Origin of the sequence: Rhodococcus sp. Q1 (genome assembly GCF_004153645.1) — a bacterium.
GTDB lineage: Bacteria > Actinomycetota > Actinomycetes > Mycobacteriales > Mycobacteriaceae > Rhodococcus > Rhodococcus gordoniae.
In genome coordinates, this window is record NZ_SDMJ01000004.1 from 164,870 (window position 1) to 182,262 (window position 17,393).

Genomic DNA, 17,393 nt, shown 5'->3' on the forward strand with positions numbered 1-17,393 from the left:
TTCCGAGGGAACCGACTCGCAAACTCTAGCAAACCACCCCGTTCATCACGAAATCGGTGTGTCGGAGCAGGTGACCAGCGGTTTCGGTGGCCTGCTCCGAAGAGGGGACGGGGCCCGCACCGAATCGGTGCGGGCCCCGCCGGAAGCATCGTGGGGACGATCATTCCCCCACTGCGCGAGGAACGACGTAGTCGCCGGGTTCGTCGTACCCGTCGCTAGCACGGACGTCGTATACGTGGTCGATGCCGTAGTCGTCCTCGTAGCGATCGAGGTGTTCGAACTCCGGGTCCTCGTCGTCGACCTCGAGGACGACGGCTCCCGGGCGGCGCAGACGCTGCGGAACGTAGTGGTGATCTCCGCGGGCTCCGCCTGCGCGGGACCGCTGCAGTCGCGCGAGCCGACGCCGCCGGATCTCCTGTTCGAGACGCACCTGGCGCCGCAGGTAGAAGAGGTAACCGACGAGAGCCACGGCCACGAGACCGGCCGGCCACCACAGGAGCGACGAGACGATCAGCGCGAGCGCCGACGTCATGATCGCGGCGATCAGCAGGCCGAGGACGGCCCGCTGACGGAATTCGTACCGCGCGGCGCTGGCGACCGCATCGGCGTGCGGATCGAATCCGCCGCGGCCCCGCCGTTGCGGGGCGTGCGCGCGGACGGGCTCACGCTCGGGTGCTGCGTCGTCGTGGAGATCGGTCTCGTCCGAGTCGATCTCCGGTCGGTCGTCGAGGTCAGTGTTCATGCGGTCCTCCGCGGGGGTGCGGTGCGTGCGGTCGCGACTCGGACGCCAGTGAGGATCGCTGCGGTGGCCGGCGGCCGGCCCGCGAGGGGCTATCGGCTCGTCGTCTCCGCGGTGCAGAACTCGAGTTGCGAGCGCGGCGTCGGTCGTCTGCCGGATTCGAGGACGCTTCGTGACCAGCATGGGCACCAGGACGAACAACCACACGGCTACGAGCCCGATCCACAGAAGCGAGTTCGGCATCCGGTGGTCCTCCCTCCAGTCGTCGCCCTACCAGCCCGTCGACGCCCACCGACCTACTTGAGGCTAGCGGCATCACCACATTTATCTGTACAGAAACGCCGACTCAGGCGACATCAGAAGTCACTCGAGTCACGCGAAACCATCTGACACTTCATTCACTCTAATCACAGAGATCCCACACCCGCTGGGGATTGTTACTCGAGTTACGAGTAACCTGCGTTACATATCGGACGAACCCGACTCGAGACCCGACGAGATCAGGACCAGCTCGCCCGACCGGCACGGACCAGACGGTCCGAGACCGAGCCGGGAACCTCCTCGACCGTCATCGCGACCAGGAGGTGATCGCGGAATCGGCCCTGGACGTCGAGGTAGCGCTTCAGCAGGCCTTCCTCGCGGAATCCGACGTTGCGCAGTACCGCGCGGCTCGGTTCGTTCTCGGGCCGCACGGTGGCTTCGACGCGGTGCAGTCCGACGGGTCCGAAGCAGTGGTCGAGTCCGAGAGCGACGGCCGCGGTAGCGACACCGAGACCGTTGACCTCCTTCTCCACCCAGTAGCCGATCCAGGCCGAGCGCAACGCCCCGCGCACGATGTTGCCCACCGTCAGCTGCCCGCAGAATCTGCCGTCCAGCTCGATGGCCATCGGCAGCATCAGACCCTTGTGCGCTTCCGACCGCAGACTCCGGTACAGCCCCGGCCACACCGAGATGTGATGGCGCATGTCCCACGGCGCCTCACCGGTCGGCTCCCACGGCTCGAGGTGCGCCCGGTCGCGCTGACGCAGGCGACTCCACGCCGCGGCGTCGCGCAGCCGGACCGATCGAACGGTCACCACGCCCCCGGCCACCCGCAGCGGCCCGAGCTCGGCCGGCCAGCCGGGATGACGGGACATCAACCACGCTGCCCGAGGAACGCCACGTCCACCGGGTCGCCCGTACGGATTTCGGAGACCTCGGGGTCGACGATGACGAGACAGTTCGCCTCGGCGAGGGTGGCGAGCAGATGGGAGGACGAGCCCGCGGCGCCGCCGAGCGCCTGCACGAGATAGTCGCCCGTCGCCTCGTCGCGCATGAGCTGACCGCGCAGGAAACCTTTGCGGCCCGGGATCGAGGTGATCGGCGCGACGGTGCGGGCGGAGACCACCCGGCGCATCGGCTGGCGCCGGCCGAGCGCGATGCGGATCAGCGGCCGGACCATCACCTCGAAGACGACGAGCGCACTCACCGGGTTGGAGGGCAGCAGGAAGGTCGGCACCTCGTCGCGGCCGAGACGCCCGAAACCCTGCACCGATCCGGGGTGCATGGCGATCCGCTCGACGCCCAGATCGCCGAGATCGGACAGCGCCTCGCGGACTTCCTCGAGCGCACCGCCGCCCACGGCACCGGCGATCACGACGATCTCGGCGCGGATCAGCTGGCCCTCGACGACCTCCCGCAGGCGCTTCGGATCGGTACTGGCAATACCGACCCGGTTGACGTCTGCTCCGGCGTCGCGAGCGGCCGCGGCCAACGCGTAGGAGTTCACGTCGTACACCTGCCCCGGTCCGGGGGTGCGGTCGACGTCGACGAGCTCACCGCCGACGGAGATGATCGACAGCCGCGGACGCGGGTGGACGAGCACCTTGTCGCGACCGACCGCGGCGAGCAGACCCACCTGGGCAGCCCCGATGATCGTCCCGGCCCGCACGGCGATGTCGCCGGGCTGGACGTCGTCGCCGGTGCGGCGCACGTACTCGCCCGAACGCACCGGTTCGAGCACCTTGATGCGCGCGGCACCCCCGTCGGTGTTGTCGAGCGGCAGCACCGCGTCGGCGAGCGTCGGCAGCGGCGCACCGGTGTCGACGCGTACCGCCTGCCGGGGCTGGAGCCGGATCGGCTGACGCGAACCCGCGCGCACCTCACCCACGACGGGCAGGGTCACCTCGGCGGTCGCGGACTCGCCGTCGGTGTCGGAGGGAGGCTGGAGGTCGACGCTGCGCACGGCGTAGCCGTCGATTGCCGCCTGGTCGAATCCGGGTAGGGGTCGCTCGGTGACCACTTCCTCCGCACATTGCAGACCCTGCGCCTCGGAGATGGCCACCCGGACCGGCCGGGGTGCGACCGCCGCCGCCGTGACCCTGGCCTGCTGATCCTCAACCGACCGCATACCGCTTCTCGTCCTCCAGCCCGTCCGCAGTCAGCGCTTCAGGCGATCGACGAGCCACTCGCGCAACGAGGGCCCGTACTCTTCCGTGTTCAACGCCGAGTCAACCGCAGCGCGCAGGTAACCCCCGGGATTTCCGAGATCGTGTCGGGTGCCGCGGTGCACCACCACGTGGACGGGGTGTCCCTCGGAGATGAGCAGGGCGATGGCGTCGGTGAGCTGCAGCTCTCCCCCGGCTCCGGGCTCGATGCGTCGCAGCGCGTCGAAGATCTCCCGGTCGAGCAGATAGCGGCCGGCGGCGGCGAAGGTCGACGGTGCGTCCTCGACCGCCGGCTTCTCGACCATGCCGAGCACCTTGAGCACGTCGGGATTGGCGGCATCCGGCACGACCTCGACGTCGAAGACGCCGTAGGCGCTGACCTGATCCTTGGGCACGTCGATCGCGCACAGCACGGAACCGCCGCGCTTGGAGCGCACGCGCTGCATCGTCTCGAGCACGCCGACCGGCAGCACGAGGTCGTCGGGCAACAGCACGGCGATCGCGTCCTCGTCGGGATCGAGCGCCTTCTCCGCGCACGCCACGGCGTGACCGAGGCCGAGCGGCTTCTCCTGGATCACGGACTCGACCTCGAGCAGCCCCTGGGCCTTGCGGACCTTGGCAAGAAGCTCGTACTTGCCCTTCTCCTCGAGCTTGGACTCGAGGACGAGGTCCTCGACGAAGTGCGCGACCACGCCGTCCTTGCCCGGTGCGGTCACGATGAGAAGGCGTTCGGCACCCGACTCGGCAGCTTCGCCCGCCACGAGCTCGATGCCGGGCGTGTCGACCACCGGAAGGAGTTCTTTCGGGACCGTCTTGGTCGCGGGAAGGAACCGCGTCCCCATACCTGCTGCGGGGACAACCGCGGTCTTGAAATGCCGCGTGCCTCCGGTCGTACTGTTCGTCATAGACTCCCACCCTAAACTTCGGCCACCGAGGACGGTGGTTCGGCGATCGTAAGGCGTAGACATGCCCCCACCCCCGAAAGCGGTCTGGCGTGACCGCATTCTTACAGCTCGGCGCGAGCTGGGTGCCGCGAGGCGCAGAATCGACGACACCGCGCTCGCCACGGTGGCCTCGACACTGGCGCCGGCGGGGTCGGTGGTGTGTGCGTACGTGCCGGTGGGTTCGGAGCCCGGATCGATCGCACTTCTCGATGCTCTGACCGAGGCCGGGGTGACGGTGCTCGTGCCGGTGACACGCACCGGCGAACCCCTGTCGTGGGCCCGCTATCTCGGAGAGAAGACGCTGCTGGCGGCCGATTTCGGGCTGCGGGAGCCCGGTGGCGAGATCCTTCCGCCCGAAGCGGTGGGCGAGGCCCACACGGTGCTCGTCCCCGCCCTGGCGGTGGATGCGCGGGGTGTCCGCCTCGGCCGCGGCGCCGGCTTCTACGACCGCACCCTGCACCTGGCCGCGCCCACCGCCGCGATCATCGCCGTGGTGCGCGACGAGGAACTCGTCGACGAGCTCCCCGAAGACCCTCACGACATCCGCATGGGCTGGGCGCTGACACCCGGGAAAGGGCTGGTCCGGCTCGGTAGCGACGACCGTGCGGAACAACACACTCCCTAGCGTCGTTGGCACTGTCGGCGGTAGAGTGCCAAGACTGCCGTACGACGAATGCTGCGGTACGACGAACTGGCGGAGGATCAACCGGTGCCCACCTACTCATATGCCTGCACGGCCTGCGACAACAAGTTCGACATCGTGCAGTCCTTCAGCGACGACTCCCTGACCGAATGCCCGCAGTGCGAAGGCAAGCTGCGCAAGCTGTTCAACTCGGTCGGCATCGTGTTCAAGGGCAGCGGCTTCTACCGCACCGACTCCCGCAGTGGCAGCACCGCGAGCGAATCCGCGTCGACGAGCTCGAGCAGCTCCTCGTCGAGCGACAGCAGTTCGTCGAGCAGCTCGTCGTCGAGCAGCTCGTCGTCGAGCAGCTCGTCGTCGAGCAGCGCCTCTTCGGCACCCGCTGCCGCCGCGAGCTGACCTTCCGGGACTTCTTTGTCCACAGGTGGTCGAGTCATCCACAGACCGCCGCTTCCGAGGACTCATCGGGGCCGACAGGGCGTCGCCACCTTCTAGGTTCGGGGCATGCCCGTCGGCCCCTTCCCGTTCCTCCAGCGTGAGAGCGCGCGTCCGCACCGCTCGAGTCCACACCGTTCCTCTGCGGACACCTCGCTGCAGCCCACCCTGCCCGACCGGTTCGCCGAGCTCCTCCGTCCCGGCTGGTCGCGTCTCGTCCGGGCCCGGCGGATCGCAGCCGGACTGCTCGCCGCGCTGGCAGTGATCCTCGCGGTGCGCGGCGACCCCGACAGCGATCGTGTGGGAGTCGTCGTCGCGGCGAGAGATCTCGCGCCCGGGCACACCCTCACCGCAGACGACGTCGCCCACGTGGATCGCGATCGATCCGCTCTCGTCGCCGGGACGCTGCGCGAGGCCGACGACGCCGTGGGACATATCCTCGCCGGTCCTGTGCCGGCCGGTGAACCGCTCGTCGACACCCGCCTCCTCGGCCCGCGCCTCGCCGCAGCGGCCACCGGATTCCCCGACGCACGTGTGGTGCCCGTCCGGCTCGCCGATGCCGGCGTGAGCGAACTGCTCCGTGAGGGCGACCGCGTCGACGTCCTCACCGTCACCGACAGCGCAGACGGCTCCTTACCCGGTGCCCACGTCCTCGCCCGGGGCGCGGTGGTGGTGCTGGCCGAATCCGGCGGTTCGGCGCGGGATCGGAACGAGAGGGTCGTGCTGGTCGCGCTGGAGCCCGAACCTGCCACGGCGGTCGCGGCGGCGTCGCTCGTCAGCGCTCTGACCGTGACGCTCCACTGAGCATCTGCTCGTTTCCCCAGCGTAATCACCTCGGGGAACCGACCTGGCGGTTTATCGTGTGGACGTCCGTGTGACCCACCTCAGGTGCGCGGCCACAGCGGACAGGCCGCGAGAAGGAGCACATCATGCTGAAGGGCTTCAAGGACTTCATATTGAGGGGCAACGTCCTCGATCTCGCCGTCGCGGTCGTGGTCGGCGCCGCATTCACTGCCATCGTCACGGCCTTCACCCAGTACATCATCGAGCCGCTCATCAGCGCGATCGGCGGCGACAACGAGATGGGCTGGGGCTTCGAGATCGTGAGCGGCAACCCGGAGACCTTCGTCGACATCGGCGCGGTGATCTCCGCGATCATCAACTTCATCATCATCGCCGCCGTGGTCTACTTCGTGCTCATCGTCCCCGCCAATGCCGCGAAGAAGAAGTTCGTCACCGAGCCGGAGGACAAGCAGGCCAGCGCCGAGGACCTGCTCATCCAGATCCGCGACATCCTCGAGGCCCAGGCAGGTCAGGCCGCTCAGGGCGCACACGCCAAGCCGACGCCGCGCGTGGAATGAGCACGTGTGCATCGGGCATGAGAAGACCGGGCCCGCTCGATGATTCGAGCGAGCCCGGTCTTGTCGTGCTGTGTTCGGCGTGAGCCGGACGTCTACGTCCTAGACGGTCCAGGGAGCGCCGTAGGTGGTGACGTTGTCGCCGTTGGCCGTGATGGCGCGAACGAACGGACGGACCTGGACAGCGCCGAGGACGCCGGAGGCCGTGCCGTGGACGTTGGAGAACTGAACGGTCTTGAAGTCACCGTCGAACTCGCCCTCGGCGACGACGAGCTCCTCGATGCCCGGAGCCGGGGTCAGCTCGAGCTCGGCGTAGGCCTGCGGAAGGATGTCGGTGACCTTGGCGGATGCGCCGTCCTTGGCACTCAGTCCGACCTCGAGCTGCGGGGTGGAGTAGGTGACACCGATGGCACCGTCGATGCTGCCGGCCCAGGCGAACTGGTAACCGAACTGGAAGGTCGTGCCCTCGGCGTCGGCCGCGCCCTCACCGATCAGGTTGGCGGTGCCACGGCCGTTGTGGAAGAACTCGCGGTTGAACGGGCTGCCACCGAGAGCCGGGACACCCTGGATGAAGGTGTCCTCCTGCGTCACGACGACCTCGAGGCCGTCGGAGACGATGCGGTTCTGGTCGTTGACCTCGGCCGAGGCGGCACCCGAGGCACCGAGCACCAGGCCGAAGACAGCGGCACCGGCGACGGCGGCGTTACGAGCGGCCTTGAAGCCACGCGACTTGATTCCCATGATTACTCCGTTTGTGGTGGTGGGGACTTCTTGCGGGATGGCGCGGAGCAGGACTAGAGGGTCCAGACCTGGCCGTAGGTGGTGACGTTGTCGCCGTTGTCGGTGATGACACGGACGAACGGACGGAGCGAAACGGGACCGATGACTCCGGTGGCAGCACCGTGCACGTTGGCGATCTGGACTTCCTTGAAATCGCCGTCGAATGCACCCTCAGCGACGATGATCTCTTCGATACCCGGCGCCGGAGTCAACTCGACGCTTGCTGTCACCTGCGGCAGAATGCCCTTGATCGTCGTCGTTCCCGATCGCTTGACCTCAGACCCGGCCTTGTCCTCGGCGAAGACCGGCACTCCGTCGATCTTGCTCTGAACCAGTTTGGGGTTCTCAGGACTCTCGGGTTTATTGGGATCGAAAGCCGGATTCTCCTCCATGACAGGCTTGTACGCAGCAACTTGCGACACCGTCGCTGTAAGGCCAGCGTCCGGGCTGGTCCAGCTGAAACCGACCGAGCCGTCGACCGAAGCGCTCCACGCCACCTGGTAGCCGAACTGGAAGGTCGAACCTTCGAAGTCCGCCGCCTCGGGGCCGACGATGTTCGCGATGCCGCGGCCGTTGTGGAACCATTCGCGGCTCAGCGGGCTGCCGCCGATCGGGGGCACACCGTTGATGAAGGTGTCCTCCTGCGTGACGATGACCTCGTGGCCGTTGGAGACGATCCGGTTCTGGTCGTTGACCTCGGCACCTGCGGCGCCGGCCGATCCGAGAACCAGACCGGCCACAGCAGCTGCTGCCACAGTGGCGTTGCGGGCGGCCCGAAAGCCGCGTCGCGTCTGAATCTTCATGAATGCCTCATCCGTTCTCTGCGTGCCGGGTTGCGCGCCGCGTCCGACAACAAGTGATCGCCCTGTCGCCCGCGGGCCGCTGTCCACAGCGAACACACCGGCGGATCAGCCGCCGGTGTGTCGGTACGTCCATCGTCCGCACGGTTTTGCTTTACCGGTTCGTGACCGAGCCCAGGCCGCTAAGCCTGGGCTCGCCCGGTTTGAACCTGAGAGGGAGATTAGACCGTGACCATTCCTAGAGCAATGGCTAGGTTTCGTAACGCTGCGGTATAGACGGCCCGCTGCTCAGCCGCCGGGTCACCTCCCGAAAATTCTCAAATCGGGCGTTCATTCGCCTCGAATCCGTAACTTCGAATCACAGGTAAGCGAGTACGCCCGATGGCATACCCGCAGGTAGCGGGCATATTATTGCTGCACCCACAGTGCAAGACCGAATGTCTTATGTGACCGGAAACACATACTCGAAATATCGCAGGGGCCACGTGAAGGTGAACAGACCGTTGCGGCGACGTTTCGTTGCGGTCGATAACAAACTGGAATCCGAACCAGTACAACCCGAGCAGAGTGATGCAGATCACTAACCGGAGTGGTGTGGCGGAACTTGCCGGCGCAGCCATTCGTCCGATTCGCCGTTGCGCGGATCGTTCTCACGCCGCTCGTCGCGAGTGGTCTCGGGAAGGACGTCGCCGAAGATGCGCGCCAGCCGTGCCCGGTCGATCCGGACACGGCTCGTCTGCTGCTCACCGGTCACTTCGTCACGCGACGAAGCGCGGTCGTCGGACACGGCGTCATTCCTCCATCCACGACAACTCTTCGATGACGTGCGCGGCGAGAGGCAACAACGTCGCCATCCCGTCACGGATGGCGGGGCGCGACGACGCGAGGTTCACCACGAGCGTCGACCCGGAGACACCCACGAGGCCGCGGGAGAGACCGGCGTCCATCGCACCCGACGCCAGGCCCGACGATCGCAGCGCTTCGGCGATGCCGCGGATCTCGTGGTCGAGCACGTCCTCGGTGGCGTCGGGCGTCACATCGCGCGGGGTGACGCCGGTGCCACCGACGGAGATCACCAGATCGACACCACCGATCACCGCGGTATTGAGCGCATTTCGGATCTCGACCTCGTCGGCCGCGACCGTCACGACACCGTCGACGGCGAAGCCGCCCTCGACGAGAAGCTCCGTGACGAGCGGACCCGCGGAGTCCGGGCTGTCGCCGTGGGAAACGCGATCGTCGACGACGACGACGAGTGCGCGGCCTTTTCTGGGAGCTTCGAGTTCCATGAGGTCCACGGTAGTTTGCGGCTCGAAAGCATGCGGCTCTTGTACCGGAATGTGAGCTATGTCCATGTCGTTCCTCATCGTCCGGCCGAATCCGACGCGGTCACCACGTCGACCGTGGTCTCGTTGCCGTCGGGTGTCTTGTAGGTGATCTTCACTGTGTCCCCCGGCGCGCGGGAGCGGATCGCGGCGATGAGCGAGTCGCCGTCGGTGACGACCCGATCGTCGATCCGGACGATGAGCGCGTCGTCGGGGATTCCGGCCCGGTCGGCCGGACCGTCGGGCACGACCTCCACGACACGCGCACCGTAGGCGTCGTCCCGGGACGGAACCTGGACACCGATGATCGCGTGCGTCGCCTTACCCGTGTCGACGAGTTCCTGCGCGACACGCCGGGCCTGCTCGACGGGGATCGCGAAACCGAGGCCGATCGAACCCGACTGTCCGCCGGCCGTGGCGATCGCGGTGTTGATACCGACGAGACGGCCTTCCATGTCGACCAGCGCACCGCCGGAGTTGCCGGGATTGATCGCCGCGTCGGTCTGGATCGCGTCGATGACCGACGCCTGATTGGCGTTGTCCCCGCTCGTGGACACGGGCCGATTGAGCGCGGACACGATGCCCGCCGTCACGGTGCTCTGCAGTCCGAGCGGTGATCCGACGGCCACAACCTCCTGGCCTACTGCGAGATTCTCCGAACCACCGAGTTCGATGGGAGCGAGATCGGTGCGCCCTTCGGCCCGGATGACAGCGATGTCCGATACCGCATCCGCACCGACGACCGTCGCCGGCGCGGTGGAGCCGTCCGAGAAGAAGACCGTCAGCTGTGCCCCCTGACCTCCACCCGCCACGACGTGGTTGTTGGTGAGGATCAATCCGTCCGAGGACAGGACCACGCCCGACCCTTCACCCGCGCCGGTGCGTCCTGCGACCTCGATCCGCACGACGCTCGGCACGACCTTGTCGGCGACCGCCTGCACGCTGCCCTCGGGCGCCGCGGCGACCGTCTGGGTGTCGGGCCTGGGCGCGTCGAGGGAGTTGACGACCGGAGCGGACGAGTCGCGCACCGACCACGCTCCCACCGCGCCACCGATGCCGCCGCTCACCAGCGCCAACGCGATCGCGCCGACTGCGAGGGCAGAGCGCCCCGGCATCCGGCCGGGCCCCGTGGCCGGCGGCGGAGGTGCCGGCTGCTGGGGAGCCTGCGTGTAGGGACCGGTGTATCCGCCGGGTCCGTACGGATGGGGTTGCGGTTGCGGTTGCGGTGTTCCCGCGCCGCGGGTGGGGTCCTCACTCATTCGTCACTTCACCTTCGTCCGCCGGGGCCACCGGACGCACACGCGGTCGATATCGGCGTGCGGTGGCCGATCGTGCGGGGCGCCTCGGGAGCACCCCGCTCTTCTCCGTCCAGCATGGACCGGAGAGCTGAGAGTCGCCTCAGAGGTACCCGCGAATTCCCTGTCGGATTCAGCCCGCGACGGTGGGCTGCGTCTCTCCGTCGAGACTGGACGTGCCGGGCAGCACGATGCGGATCAGCGCACCGCCACGATCCGAACGGTCCACGACGATGGTCCCACCGTGCTTCATGACGATCTGCCGCACGATGGCCAGTCCCAGACCGGATCCCGGCATCGACCGCGCTGTCGTGGCCCGGTAGAACCGTTCGAACACGAGCTCGCGTTCCTCCTCCGGAATTCCCGGGCCTGCATCGTCGACGGTCAGTTCCATCAGCCCGGTGGCGATCTGCCGCATGTGCACGACGACGTCCTTCCCCGCCGGGCTCCACTTCGCCGCGTTGTCGAGCACGTTGACCACCGCGCGGGTGAGTCCGGCCTGGTCGCCGAAGACGAACCACTGCTCGGTGGTCGCCCGGAACTCGATGTCGGTGCGACGTCGACGCGCGCGTTCGAGACTCCGGTCCACCACCTCGGCGACGTCGACGACCTCGAAGACCGTCTCCGGCGCATCCTCACGCGCCAGGTCGACGAGATCGCCGACGAGCGTCGACAACTCCTCGATCTGGCCGATGACATCGGCTCGCAACTCGGCCATGTCGTCGTCGGGCAGGCTCGGCGCACCGGGACGGCTCGCCGCGATGAGCAGTTCCATGTTGGTCCGCAGCGAGGTCAGCGGCGTCTTCAGTTCGTGACCCGCATCGGCGACCAGCCGGCTCTGCCGCTCCCGCGACTCGGCGAGCGCGCGCAACATCATGTTGAAGCTCTCGGTGAGCCGGGCGAGCTCGTCGTGGCCGGTCACACGGATGGGCCGCAGGTCGTCGGTGCGCGCGACCCGCTCGGCGGCGGCGGTCAGCCGGGCGACGGGACGCAGGCCCGTGCGGCCGACGGTCGCGCCCACGGCCGCGGCGAGCACCACACCGCAGCCCCCGACGATGAACAGCACACTCGCCAGGCGGTTGAGGATCTCGGCGGTGGGACGCAATCGCTGCGCGATCACAACTGTGCTGCCGTCGGGCATGCGCTGGGCCAGTACGCGTTGCTGAGCGACGGTCCGCAGCGACAGGTCACGGTCGCCCTCTGCCACGGCCAGTTCGGGATCGCCGATGGGCACCGACGATCCCGGCGGCACGTACCGGCCGAGATCCGGATAGATCAGGGCGACGCTGATGTCGGAGCTGTAGAGCTGGGCCCCGCCGATGTAGCGCGGGTCGTAGGTGATGAGCGTGCTCGACTCGACGAGGGCGGCGGCGCGCGCCCGCAACTGCGTGTCGACCCCCGAGTACAGCGCCCGCGACACCACCGCGTACGCGGCGATGGACGTGACGGCGACGGCGAGCGCCACCGCCCCGGCCGCGAGGAGCGTGACGCGGGTGCGCAGCGGCACCGAGCGGGTGAGCAGAAGAGGTGGTCGCATCGGGTGGCTCACGGCGGGGTCTCGCGCAGCACGTACCCGACGCCGCGCACCGTGTGGATCAACCGCGGTTCCCCACCCGCTTCGGTCTTGCGTCGCAGATACCCCACGTAGACCTCGAGGGCGTTGCCGGAGGTCGGGAAGTCGTAACCCCACACCTCCTCGAGGATGCGGCTGCGGGTGAGCACCCTTCTCGGGTTCGCCATGAGCATCTCCATCAAGGAGAACTCGGTGCGGGTGAGGCTGATCCGCCGGTCACCGCGGGTGACCTCTCGGGTCGCCGGATCGAGGCTGAGGTCGGCGAAGCGCAGCACTTCGTCGGCGGAGCTGTCGGGGTCGGGGGTGGCGCGACGCAGCAGCGCCCGCAGACGCGCGAGCAGTTCCTCGAGCGCGAACGGTTTCGGCAGGTAGTCGTCGGCGCCCGCGTCGAGACCCGCGACCCGCTCGGAGACGGAGTCGCGGGCGGTGAGCACGAGGATCGGCAGGTCGTCGCCGGTACTGCGCAGCCGGCGGCACACCTCGAGGCCGTCGACGCGCGGCATCATCACATCGAGCACCATCGCATCCGGACGCGACGCCGTGACCTGTTCGAGGGCGTCCTGTCCGTCCGTGGCGAGGTCGACCGTGTATCCGTTGAAGCTCAGGGACCGGCGCAGCGACTCCCGCACCGCACGGTCGTCGTCGACCACCAGAATGCGCATGATCACCATTGTGGCCCGCACCTACTGAGAGCGCGCTGAGAACCCGCGGCGGACGAGTCCTACATCTCAGTGGCCCCTGGGATCGACATCACCGGTGAGGACGGCCCGGACGAGTCTGCGGGGAACCCTCACGGTCACCCCGCCGACGGTGACGGGCACGAGATCGGGGACGTTCGCCGTCCACTGCGATCGGCGATGGCGGGTGTTGGAGCGGGACTTCCTGCGCTTGGGGACTGCCATATCGTCTTCCTTCGGGGTCGGATCGTCTCGGACGCGGGGCCGGATTCAGGGCCGGCGCCGGCCGTACTTGCGTTCGAACTTCTCGACGCGGCCGGCGGTGTCGAGCAGGCGGGCGGCACCCGTCCAGAAGGGATGCGAGTCGCTCGTGACGTCGACGACGATCAGCGGGTAGGTGCGACCGTCGGACCACACCGTCGTGCGTTCGGAGGTCGCGGTGGACCGGGTCAGGAAGGTCGCGCCGGTGTTGGCGTCCTGGAAGACGACGGGGTGATAGTCGGGGTGCAGGCCTGGTTTCATCGGTGTCCTTCTCTCTCGTTGTCACGGCGGTCTGCCGGGAGGTCGTCACAGGGGTCTTCGTGGAACTGCCCGAAGGGGTCGTGCCAGGTGGGCCACAGATCGGGCCGGGCGAACTCGTCGTCCGTCACGACCGCCGCGCGCAGGGTGCGGTCGACGAGTTCCGGGTCCGCGTCGTGGAGGAGGGCGACGATGCTCGTGTCCCGGTCGCCGTAGCGTTCGTCCCAGCGCAGGGATGCCATCGCGCGGCGTTCCTCCGGGACCTCGCGCTGCTGCTCGGGAGTCATCGAGGCGAGCCACGGACCGGCATGAGCGACGCGCAGTCCTTCGCCGGCGGATTCGACGAGCAGCGCGTTGTCGGGTTGCGTGGCGATCCACAGTCGCCCGCGGGCGCGCACGACGCCGTCGAGCAGCACGTCGATCGCGTGGTGGAGACGTTCCGGATGGAAGGGGCGGGTGGCGGAGAATTCGACGAGGCGGATTCCGCAGTCCTCGTCGAGAGGAGGTTGACCGCGCAGGAGCGGCGAGTGTGCCCCGTCGATCGTTCCGCGGCGTGCGGTGTCGGGTATCTCCTGCAGCAGACGCTCGACGTCCGGTTCGGCCGTCCATGCCATCGGCGCGTCCGGGGCGAGCCGGGTGAGCACGGCGTGCAGGCGGGCCTGCTGCCAGCCGTCCGCTCCCGGGAGCACCACCAGAGCATCGGCGAATTCGACCTGCCCGACGACGACCTGCGCCAGGGTGCGGTCGTCGTCGGGACGCTCGTTCAGTTCGTCGTCGCCCGTCGCGTCCTCGAGCCAGGTCGCGGCGTCGAGACAGGTCACGACGCCGTCCACCCGGACGTCGAGGGACGCGGGTCCGTCGACGCGACCGACGATCCCGCTCACCACGACGTGTTCGACGGCCCAGCACAGTGCCTCGGGTTCGAGTTGCGGGTCGAGGTGCAGGACGATCCGGTCGACGGTGCTGTAGTCGCGTAGTCGCCGGAGAAGCGGCAGCAGATCTTCGCGCAGCGTGCACGAGACGCATCCGTGGGCGAGTTCGAGGATCTCGGTGCGCTCGCCTTCGACGGTGAGCACGGTGCGGCGGAGCACGCCCTGGTCGAGACCGGACAGGTCGTGGTGGACGACCGCGGTGCCCGGACGCAGGAGCGACCGCGCGACGTGCGCTGTGCGTCCGCGCCATCCGCAGACGATGACGAGCGGCGTCCTGGTGTCCACATCGGTCCTTTCGGTAACGATTGTCATTAACGAAATCGAAGCGTACAGTCGTCGAAGCACTTTGTCGAAAATGATTGTCGTTACCTACGAGGAAGGAGCCGGCGTGTCGGCCACCTGCCAACTCACCGGACGGCGTCCCGGATTCGGGAAATCCGTATCGCACTCCCACGTCCGCACCAGCCGCCGCTGGAACCCGAACATCCAGAGCAGGACCTATTTCGTGCCCTCACTGGGCCGCCGCATCACGGTGAACCTGTCGGCCAAGGCGATCAAGACCGTCGACCGCGACGGCATCGAGAGCGTCGTCGCACGCTTGCGTGCACGCGGGGAGAAGATCTGATGGCAGCCCGCAACGAGCTCCGGCCCATCGTCAAGCTCCGGTCCACCGGCGGAACCGGCTACACCTACGTCACCCGGAAGAACCGGCGGAACGATCCCGATCGGCTCGTGCTGCGCAAGTACGACCCCGTGCTGCGCGAGCACGTCGACTTCCGTGAGGAGAAGTAGTCGTGGCGAAGAAATCGAAGATCGCACGCAACGAGCAGCGGAAGGTGATCGTGGCCCGGTACGCCGAGCGCCGCGCGGAACTGAAGGACATCGTGCGCAGGCCGTCTTCCTCCCCCGAGGAGCGCCACGAAGCACAGCGGGCACTGCAGCGTCTGCCCCGCGACGCCAGTCCGGTACGATTGCGCAATCGAGACGCTGCGGACGGTCGCCCGCGCGGCCACCTGCGAAAGTTCGGGCTCTCACGAGTGCGTGTACGTGAACTCGCCCACCGCGGGGAACTACCCGGCGTCCACAAGTCGAGCTGGTGAGGAGCGAGATATGGCAGTCAAGCGAGGACCGTCCAAGAAGTCGCGTGCCGTCGAGGGACGCAAGCCCAAGAAGAATCCCCTCTTCGCGGCGAAGATCGAGTACGTCGACTACAAGGACGTCAACCTGCTCCGCACCTTCATCTCCGACCGCGGCAAGATCCGCAGCCGTCGCGTCACGGGCCTGACCCCGCAGCAGCAGCGTCAGGTCGCCGTCGCGGTGAAGAACGCCCGCGAGATGGCTCTGCTCCCCTACGTCAGCAGCAAGTAGGTCGAAGCTTCCGACGCCGCCTCTCCCATCGGGAGGGGCGGCGTCGTCGTGTGTGCAGGTCTTGTCGAAATCAGTAGGGACTTTCGGCGAGAAGTGGGCCAGCGCGTCGGTGCCGCTGAAAGGTTCGTCGAATTCCCCCACGGAGGAAGCACTCCGGGCGCCTGCCGCAGGAATTCATCCACGGGATCCTTAGACTGAGCAACCGTGTCGGGTGTGATCGCGGGCTTCGGTGTCATCTTCGTGATCATCGCCATCGGCTTCACGCTGGGGCGCCTGGGCACCCTCGGACACGACGCCCAGACGGTCCTCAGCCGGCTCGTCTTCTTCGTCGCCACTCCTGCTCTGCTGTTCGACGTACTCGCGACGTCCGACCTGTCGGTGATCTTCTCGCCCAACCTCTACATCGCGGCGGCCACCGCCTTCGCCGTCGCGATCGTGCACTTCGTCGTCGCCAGGCTCCGGCTGCGACGTGCGGTCCCCGAAGCGACCATCGGGGCGCTGTGTGCCGGATACGTCAACTCCGCGAACCTCGGCATCCCGATCGCGGTCTTCGTCCTGGGCGACGCGTCGTTCGTCGCGCCCCTGCTGTTGTTCCAGATCGTGGTGCTCTCCCCCATCGCGTTGACGATGCTCGACCTGTCGACGATGCGTGCCGGGGTCTCGCGCCTCGATACCCTGCTCGCGCCGTTCAAGAACCCCATCGTCCTCGCCGCCGCGGCCGGACTCGCCATCGCGATCAGTGGGTGGACACCGCCGGACGCGCTGCTGCAGCCGTTCCATCTGCTCGGCGGCGCGTCGGTACCCGGTGCGCTGCTCGCGTTCGGATTGTCGCTGCAGGGGGTCCGGGTGCTCGAGAAGGGGACGAGCCCGCGCCGCGACATCGCGCTCGCCTCGGTGCTCAAGATTCTCGTCCAGCCCGTCCTCGCGTACCTGCTGGGGCGATTCGTGGTCGGCCTCGACGGTCACGCACTGTTCGCGGTGGTCGTGGTCGCGGCGCTGCCGACCGCGCAGAACGTGTTCGTCTACGCGAGCGCCTACGGCCGGGGCACGGTGCTCGCCCGCGACGCCGCGCTCGTCACCACCCTCGCTTCCATTCCTGCGATCGGCGTGACCGCCGCCCTGCTGGCGTGATGACCACGCGGCCCAGGAATACCGTGGGAGACATGCGTTCCGTCGTCCGTGTCTGCCGGGGAATCATCGTGCTTGCGATATGCCTGCTCATCGCGGCCTGCGGGTCGAGCGCCCCGGAGGTACCGGCCCTGCCGGAGAAACCGGCTCCGGCAGGGGCGACGGAGTTCTCGCCGCGGCCCGACATCGTCGACGCGCATCCGCTGGCGATCATGTCGTGGTCGCGGGTGAGCGACGACCGGATCGCCCTGCATTTCGAGACGGGCACCCCCGAGTGCTTCGGCGTCGACGCGACCGTCGCCGAAACGGACGACACGGTGACGGTGACGCTGCTCGGCGGCACCCTGCCGGAGATGCAGGACCGCATGTGCGTCATGGTCGCCGTCGTCGGCACCCTCGACGTCCCCTTGCGGTCGCCGCTCGGCGACCGGGTCGTGACGGCCGACGCCTGACG

At 68.0% G+C, this 17,393-nt stretch carries 24 protein-coding genes; 10 read left to right on the forward strand and 14 right to left on the reverse strand.

Features of this window, described 5'->3' with window-relative positions:
- Positions 1–160: 160 nt before the first annotated feature.
- From glpR to EQ874_RS13010, 4 genes are all read right to left on the reverse strand, one after another.
- On the reverse strand, positions 161–982 hold the full coding sequence (glpR, locus tag EQ874_RS12995) for a gephyrin-like molybdotransferase receptor GlpR (protein ID WP_129977025.1): 822 nt from the start codon (positions 980–982) through the stop codon (positions 161–163).
- A gap of 257 nt (positions 983–1,239) precedes the next feature.
- Positions 1,240–1,875: a GNAT family protein gene (locus tag EQ874_RS13000; protein WP_064064686.1), complete on the reverse strand. Its 636-nt coding sequence runs from the start codon at positions 1,873–1,875 to the stop codon at positions 1,240–1,242.
- A complete protein-coding gene (glp, locus tag EQ874_RS13005) occupies positions 1,875–3,128 on the reverse strand; it encodes a gephyrin-like molybdotransferase Glp (protein ID WP_064064687.1) in 1,254 nt (417 codons plus the stop codon). Before glp ends, EQ874_RS13000 begins: the two co-directional genes overlap by 1 nt.
- 30 nt (positions 3,129–3,158) lie before the next feature.
- On the reverse strand, positions 3,159–4,070 hold the full coding sequence (locus EQ874_RS13010; RefSeq protein ID WP_129977026.1) for a UTP--glucose-1-phosphate uridylyltransferase: 912 nt from the start codon (positions 4,068–4,070) through the stop codon (positions 3,159–3,161).
- Between the two features lie 61 nt (positions 4,071–4,131).
- On the opposite strand from EQ874_RS13010, the gene EQ874_RS13015 reads away from it, so the two are divergent.
- From EQ874_RS13015 to mscL, 4 genes are all read left to right on the forward strand, one after another.
- A complete protein-coding gene (locus tag EQ874_RS13015; protein WP_129977027.1) occupies positions 4,132–4,734 on the forward strand; it encodes a 5-formyltetrahydrofolate cyclo-ligase in 603 nt (200 codons plus the stop codon).
- Between the two features lie 84 nt (positions 4,735–4,818).
- On the forward strand, positions 4,819–5,148 hold the full coding sequence (locus EQ874_RS13020; protein WP_129977028.1) for an FmdB family zinc ribbon protein: 330 nt from the start codon (positions 4,819–4,821) through the stop codon (positions 5,146–5,148).
- A 105-nt stretch (positions 5,149–5,253) separates the two neighbouring features.
- Positions 5,254–5,988, forward strand: coding sequence for an SAF domain-containing protein (locus EQ874_RS13025; protein WP_129977029.1), 735 nt, complete (start codon positions 5,254–5,256; stop codon positions 5,986–5,988).
- Positions 5,989–6,113: 125 nt separating this feature from the next.
- Positions 6,114–6,545 (forward strand): large-conductance mechanosensitive channel protein MscL, encoded by a 432-nt coding sequence (gene mscL, locus EQ874_RS13030; RefSeq protein WP_064064691.1) that lies wholly within the window; start codon positions 6,114–6,116, stop codon positions 6,543–6,545.
- A 99-nt stretch (positions 6,546–6,644) separates the two neighbouring features.
- Here the strand turns inward: mscL and EQ874_RS13035 are convergent, their stop codons facing one another.
- The 10 genes from EQ874_RS13035 to EQ874_RS13080 all read right to left on the reverse strand — a co-directional run bounded on the left by EQ874_RS13035 (position 6,645) and on the right by EQ874_RS13080 (position 14,728).
- Positions 6,645–7,283: an MspA family porin gene (locus tag EQ874_RS13035; protein ID WP_129977030.1), complete on the reverse strand. Its 639-nt coding sequence runs from the start codon at positions 7,281–7,283 to the stop codon at positions 6,645–6,647.
- A 53-nt stretch (positions 7,284–7,336) separates the two neighbouring features.
- Entirely contained in the window at positions 7,337–8,125 is a 789-nt protein-coding gene (locus EQ874_RS13040; protein ID WP_129977031.1) for an MspA family porin, read from the reverse strand.
- Positions 8,126–8,702: 577 nt separating this feature from the next.
- Positions 8,703–8,909 (reverse strand): hypothetical protein, encoded by a 207-nt coding sequence (locus EQ874_RS13045; RefSeq protein WP_016932332.1) that lies wholly within the window; start codon positions 8,907–8,909, stop codon positions 8,703–8,705.
- A gap of 4 nt (positions 8,910–8,913) precedes the next feature.
- Positions 8,914–9,411: a MogA/MoaB family molybdenum cofactor biosynthesis protein gene (locus EQ874_RS13050; RefSeq protein WP_016932331.1), complete on the reverse strand. Its 498-nt coding sequence runs from the start codon at positions 9,409–9,411 to the stop codon at positions 8,914–8,916.
- 74 nt (positions 9,412–9,485) lie between these two features.
- Entirely contained in the window at positions 9,486–10,706 is a 1,221-nt protein-coding gene (locus EQ874_RS13055) for a trypsin-like peptidase domain-containing protein (protein WP_207213541.1), read from the reverse strand.
- Positions 10,707–10,875: 169 nt separating this feature from the next.
- Entirely contained in the window at positions 10,876–12,279 is a 1,404-nt protein-coding gene (locus EQ874_RS13060; protein WP_129977032.1) for a HAMP domain-containing sensor histidine kinase, read from the reverse strand.
- Positions 12,280–12,287: 8 nt separating this feature from the next.
- Complete coding sequence (locus tag EQ874_RS13065) at positions 12,288–12,977, reverse strand: response regulator transcription factor (protein WP_064064721.1); 690 nt, start codon at positions 12,975–12,977, stop codon at positions 12,288–12,290.
- Positions 12,978–13,043: 66 nt separating this feature from the next.
- Positions 13,044–13,217, reverse strand: a complete 174-nt coding sequence (gene rpmF / locus EQ874_RS13070; RefSeq protein ID WP_129977033.1) for a 50S ribosomal protein L32 — start codon at positions 13,215–13,217, stop codon at positions 13,044–13,046.
- A gap of 45 nt (positions 13,218–13,262) precedes the next feature.
- Complete coding sequence (locus tag EQ874_RS13075) at positions 13,263–13,514, reverse strand: type B 50S ribosomal protein L31 (RefSeq protein ID WP_016932326.1); 252 nt, start codon at positions 13,512–13,514, stop codon at positions 13,263–13,265.
- The gene (locus EQ874_RS13080) at positions 13,511–14,728 is read right to left on the reverse strand and encodes a GTP-binding protein (RefSeq protein ID WP_129977034.1); all 1,218 of its coding nucleotides are present in this window, start codon (positions 14,726–14,728) and stop codon (positions 13,511–13,513) included. The genes EQ874_RS13075 and EQ874_RS13080 overlap by 4 nt, the downstream gene beginning before the upstream one ends.
- A 103-nt stretch (positions 14,729–14,831) precedes the next feature.
- Between EQ874_RS13080 and rpmB the strand changes: the two genes are divergently transcribed.
- From rpmB to EQ874_RS13110, 6 genes are all read left to right on the forward strand, one after another.
- Positions 14,832–15,068, forward strand: coding sequence for a 50S ribosomal protein L28 (gene rpmB / locus EQ874_RS13085; protein WP_129977298.1), 237 nt, complete (start codon positions 14,832–14,834; stop codon positions 15,066–15,068).
- Positions 15,068–15,235, forward strand: coding sequence for a 50S ribosomal protein L33 (rpmG, locus tag EQ874_RS13090; protein ID WP_064064695.1), 168 nt, complete (start codon positions 15,068–15,070; stop codon positions 15,233–15,235). Before rpmB ends, rpmG begins: the two co-directional genes overlap by 1 nt.
- A gap of 2 nt (positions 15,236–15,237) precedes the next feature.
- Positions 15,238–15,543, forward strand: coding sequence for a 30S ribosomal protein S14 (gene rpsN, locus EQ874_RS13095; protein ID WP_129977035.1), 306 nt, complete (start codon positions 15,238–15,240; stop codon positions 15,541–15,543).
- Positions 15,544–15,553: 10 nt separating this feature from the next.
- Positions 15,554–15,811: a 30S ribosomal protein S18 gene (gene rpsR / locus EQ874_RS13100; protein ID WP_006553776.1), complete on the forward strand. Its 258-nt coding sequence runs from the start codon at positions 15,554–15,556 to the stop codon at positions 15,809–15,811.
- A 204-nt stretch (positions 15,812–16,015) separates the two neighbouring features.
- Positions 16,016–16,942 (forward strand): AEC family transporter, encoded by a 927-nt coding sequence (locus EQ874_RS13105; RefSeq protein ID WP_026002876.1) that lies wholly within the window; start codon positions 16,016–16,018, stop codon positions 16,940–16,942.
- Positions 16,943–16,974: 32 nt separating this feature from the next.
- Positions 16,975–17,391 (forward strand): hypothetical protein, encoded by a 417-nt coding sequence (locus EQ874_RS13110; RefSeq protein ID WP_129977036.1) that lies wholly within the window; start codon positions 16,975–16,977, stop codon positions 17,389–17,391.
- The last annotated feature ends 2 nt before the right edge of the window (positions 17,392–17,393 follow it).

Bases quoted from the DNA above. Each gene is read 5' to 3' on its own strand.
- EQ874_RS13040 (WP_129977031.1), bottom strand. From the start codon at position 8,125: ATGAAGATTCAGACGCGACGCGGCTTTCGGGCCGCCCGCAACGCCACT.
- EQ874_RS13035 (WP_129977030.1), bottom strand. From the start codon at position 7,283: ATGGGAATCAAGTCGCGTGGCTTCAAGGCCGCTCGTAACGCCGCCGTC.
- EQ874_RS13055 (WP_207213541.1), bottom strand. From the start codon at position 10,706: ATGAGTGAGGACCCCACCCGCGGCGCGGGAACACCGCAACCGCAACCG.
- rpsR (WP_006553776.1), top strand. From the start codon at position 15,554: ATGGCAGTCAAGCGAGGACCGTCCAAGAAGTCGCGTGCCGTCGAGGGA.
- EQ874_RS13015 (WP_129977027.1), top strand. From the start codon at position 4,132: ATGCCCCCACCCCCGAAAGCGGTCTGGCGTGACCGCATTCTTACAGCT.
- glpR (WP_129977025.1), bottom strand. From the start codon at position 982: ATGCCGAACTCGCTTCTGTGGATCGGGCTCGTAGCCGTGTGGTTGTTC.
- EQ874_RS13075 (WP_016932326.1), bottom strand. From the start codon at position 13,514: ATGAAACCAGGCCTGCACCCCGACTATCACCCCGTCGTCTTCCAGGAC.
- EQ874_RS13065 (WP_064064721.1), bottom strand. From the start codon at position 12,977: ATGCGCATTCTGGTGGTCGACGACGACCGTGCGGTGCGGGAGTCGCTG.
- rpmF (WP_129977033.1), bottom strand. From the start codon at position 13,217: ATGGCAGTCCCCAAGCGCAGGAAGTCCCGCTCCAACACCCGCCATCGC.
- mscL (WP_064064691.1), top strand. From the start codon at position 6,114: ATGCTGAAGGGCTTCAAGGACTTCATATTGAGGGGCAACGTCCTCGAT.
- EQ874_RS13050 (WP_016932331.1), bottom strand. From the start codon at position 9,411: ATGGAACTCGAAGCTCCCAGAAAAGGCCGCGCACTCGTCGTCGTCGTC.
- rpmG (WP_064064695.1), top strand. From the start codon at position 15,068: ATGGCAGCCCGCAACGAGCTCCGGCCCATCGTCAAGCTCCGGTCCACC.
- glp (WP_064064687.1), bottom strand. From the start codon at position 3,128: ATGCGGTCGGTTGAGGATCAGCAGGCCAGGGTCACGGCGGCGGCGGTC.
- EQ874_RS13110 (WP_129977036.1), top strand. From the start codon at position 16,975: ATGCGTTCCGTCGTCCGTGTCTGCCGGGGAATCATCGTGCTTGCGATA.
- EQ874_RS13025 (WP_129977029.1), top strand. From the start codon at position 5,254: ATGCCCGTCGGCCCCTTCCCGTTCCTCCAGCGTGAGAGCGCGCGTCCG.
- EQ874_RS13010 (WP_129977026.1), bottom strand. From the start codon at position 4,070: ATGACGAACAGTACGACCGGAGGCACGCGGCATTTCAAGACCGCGGTT.
- EQ874_RS13000 (WP_064064686.1), bottom strand. From the start codon at position 1,875: ATGTCCCGTCATCCCGGCTGGCCGGCCGAGCTCGGGCCGCTGCGGGTG.
- EQ874_RS13060 (WP_129977032.1), bottom strand. From the start codon at position 12,279: ATGCGACCACCTCTTCTGCTCACCCGCTCGGTGCCGCTGCGCACCCGC.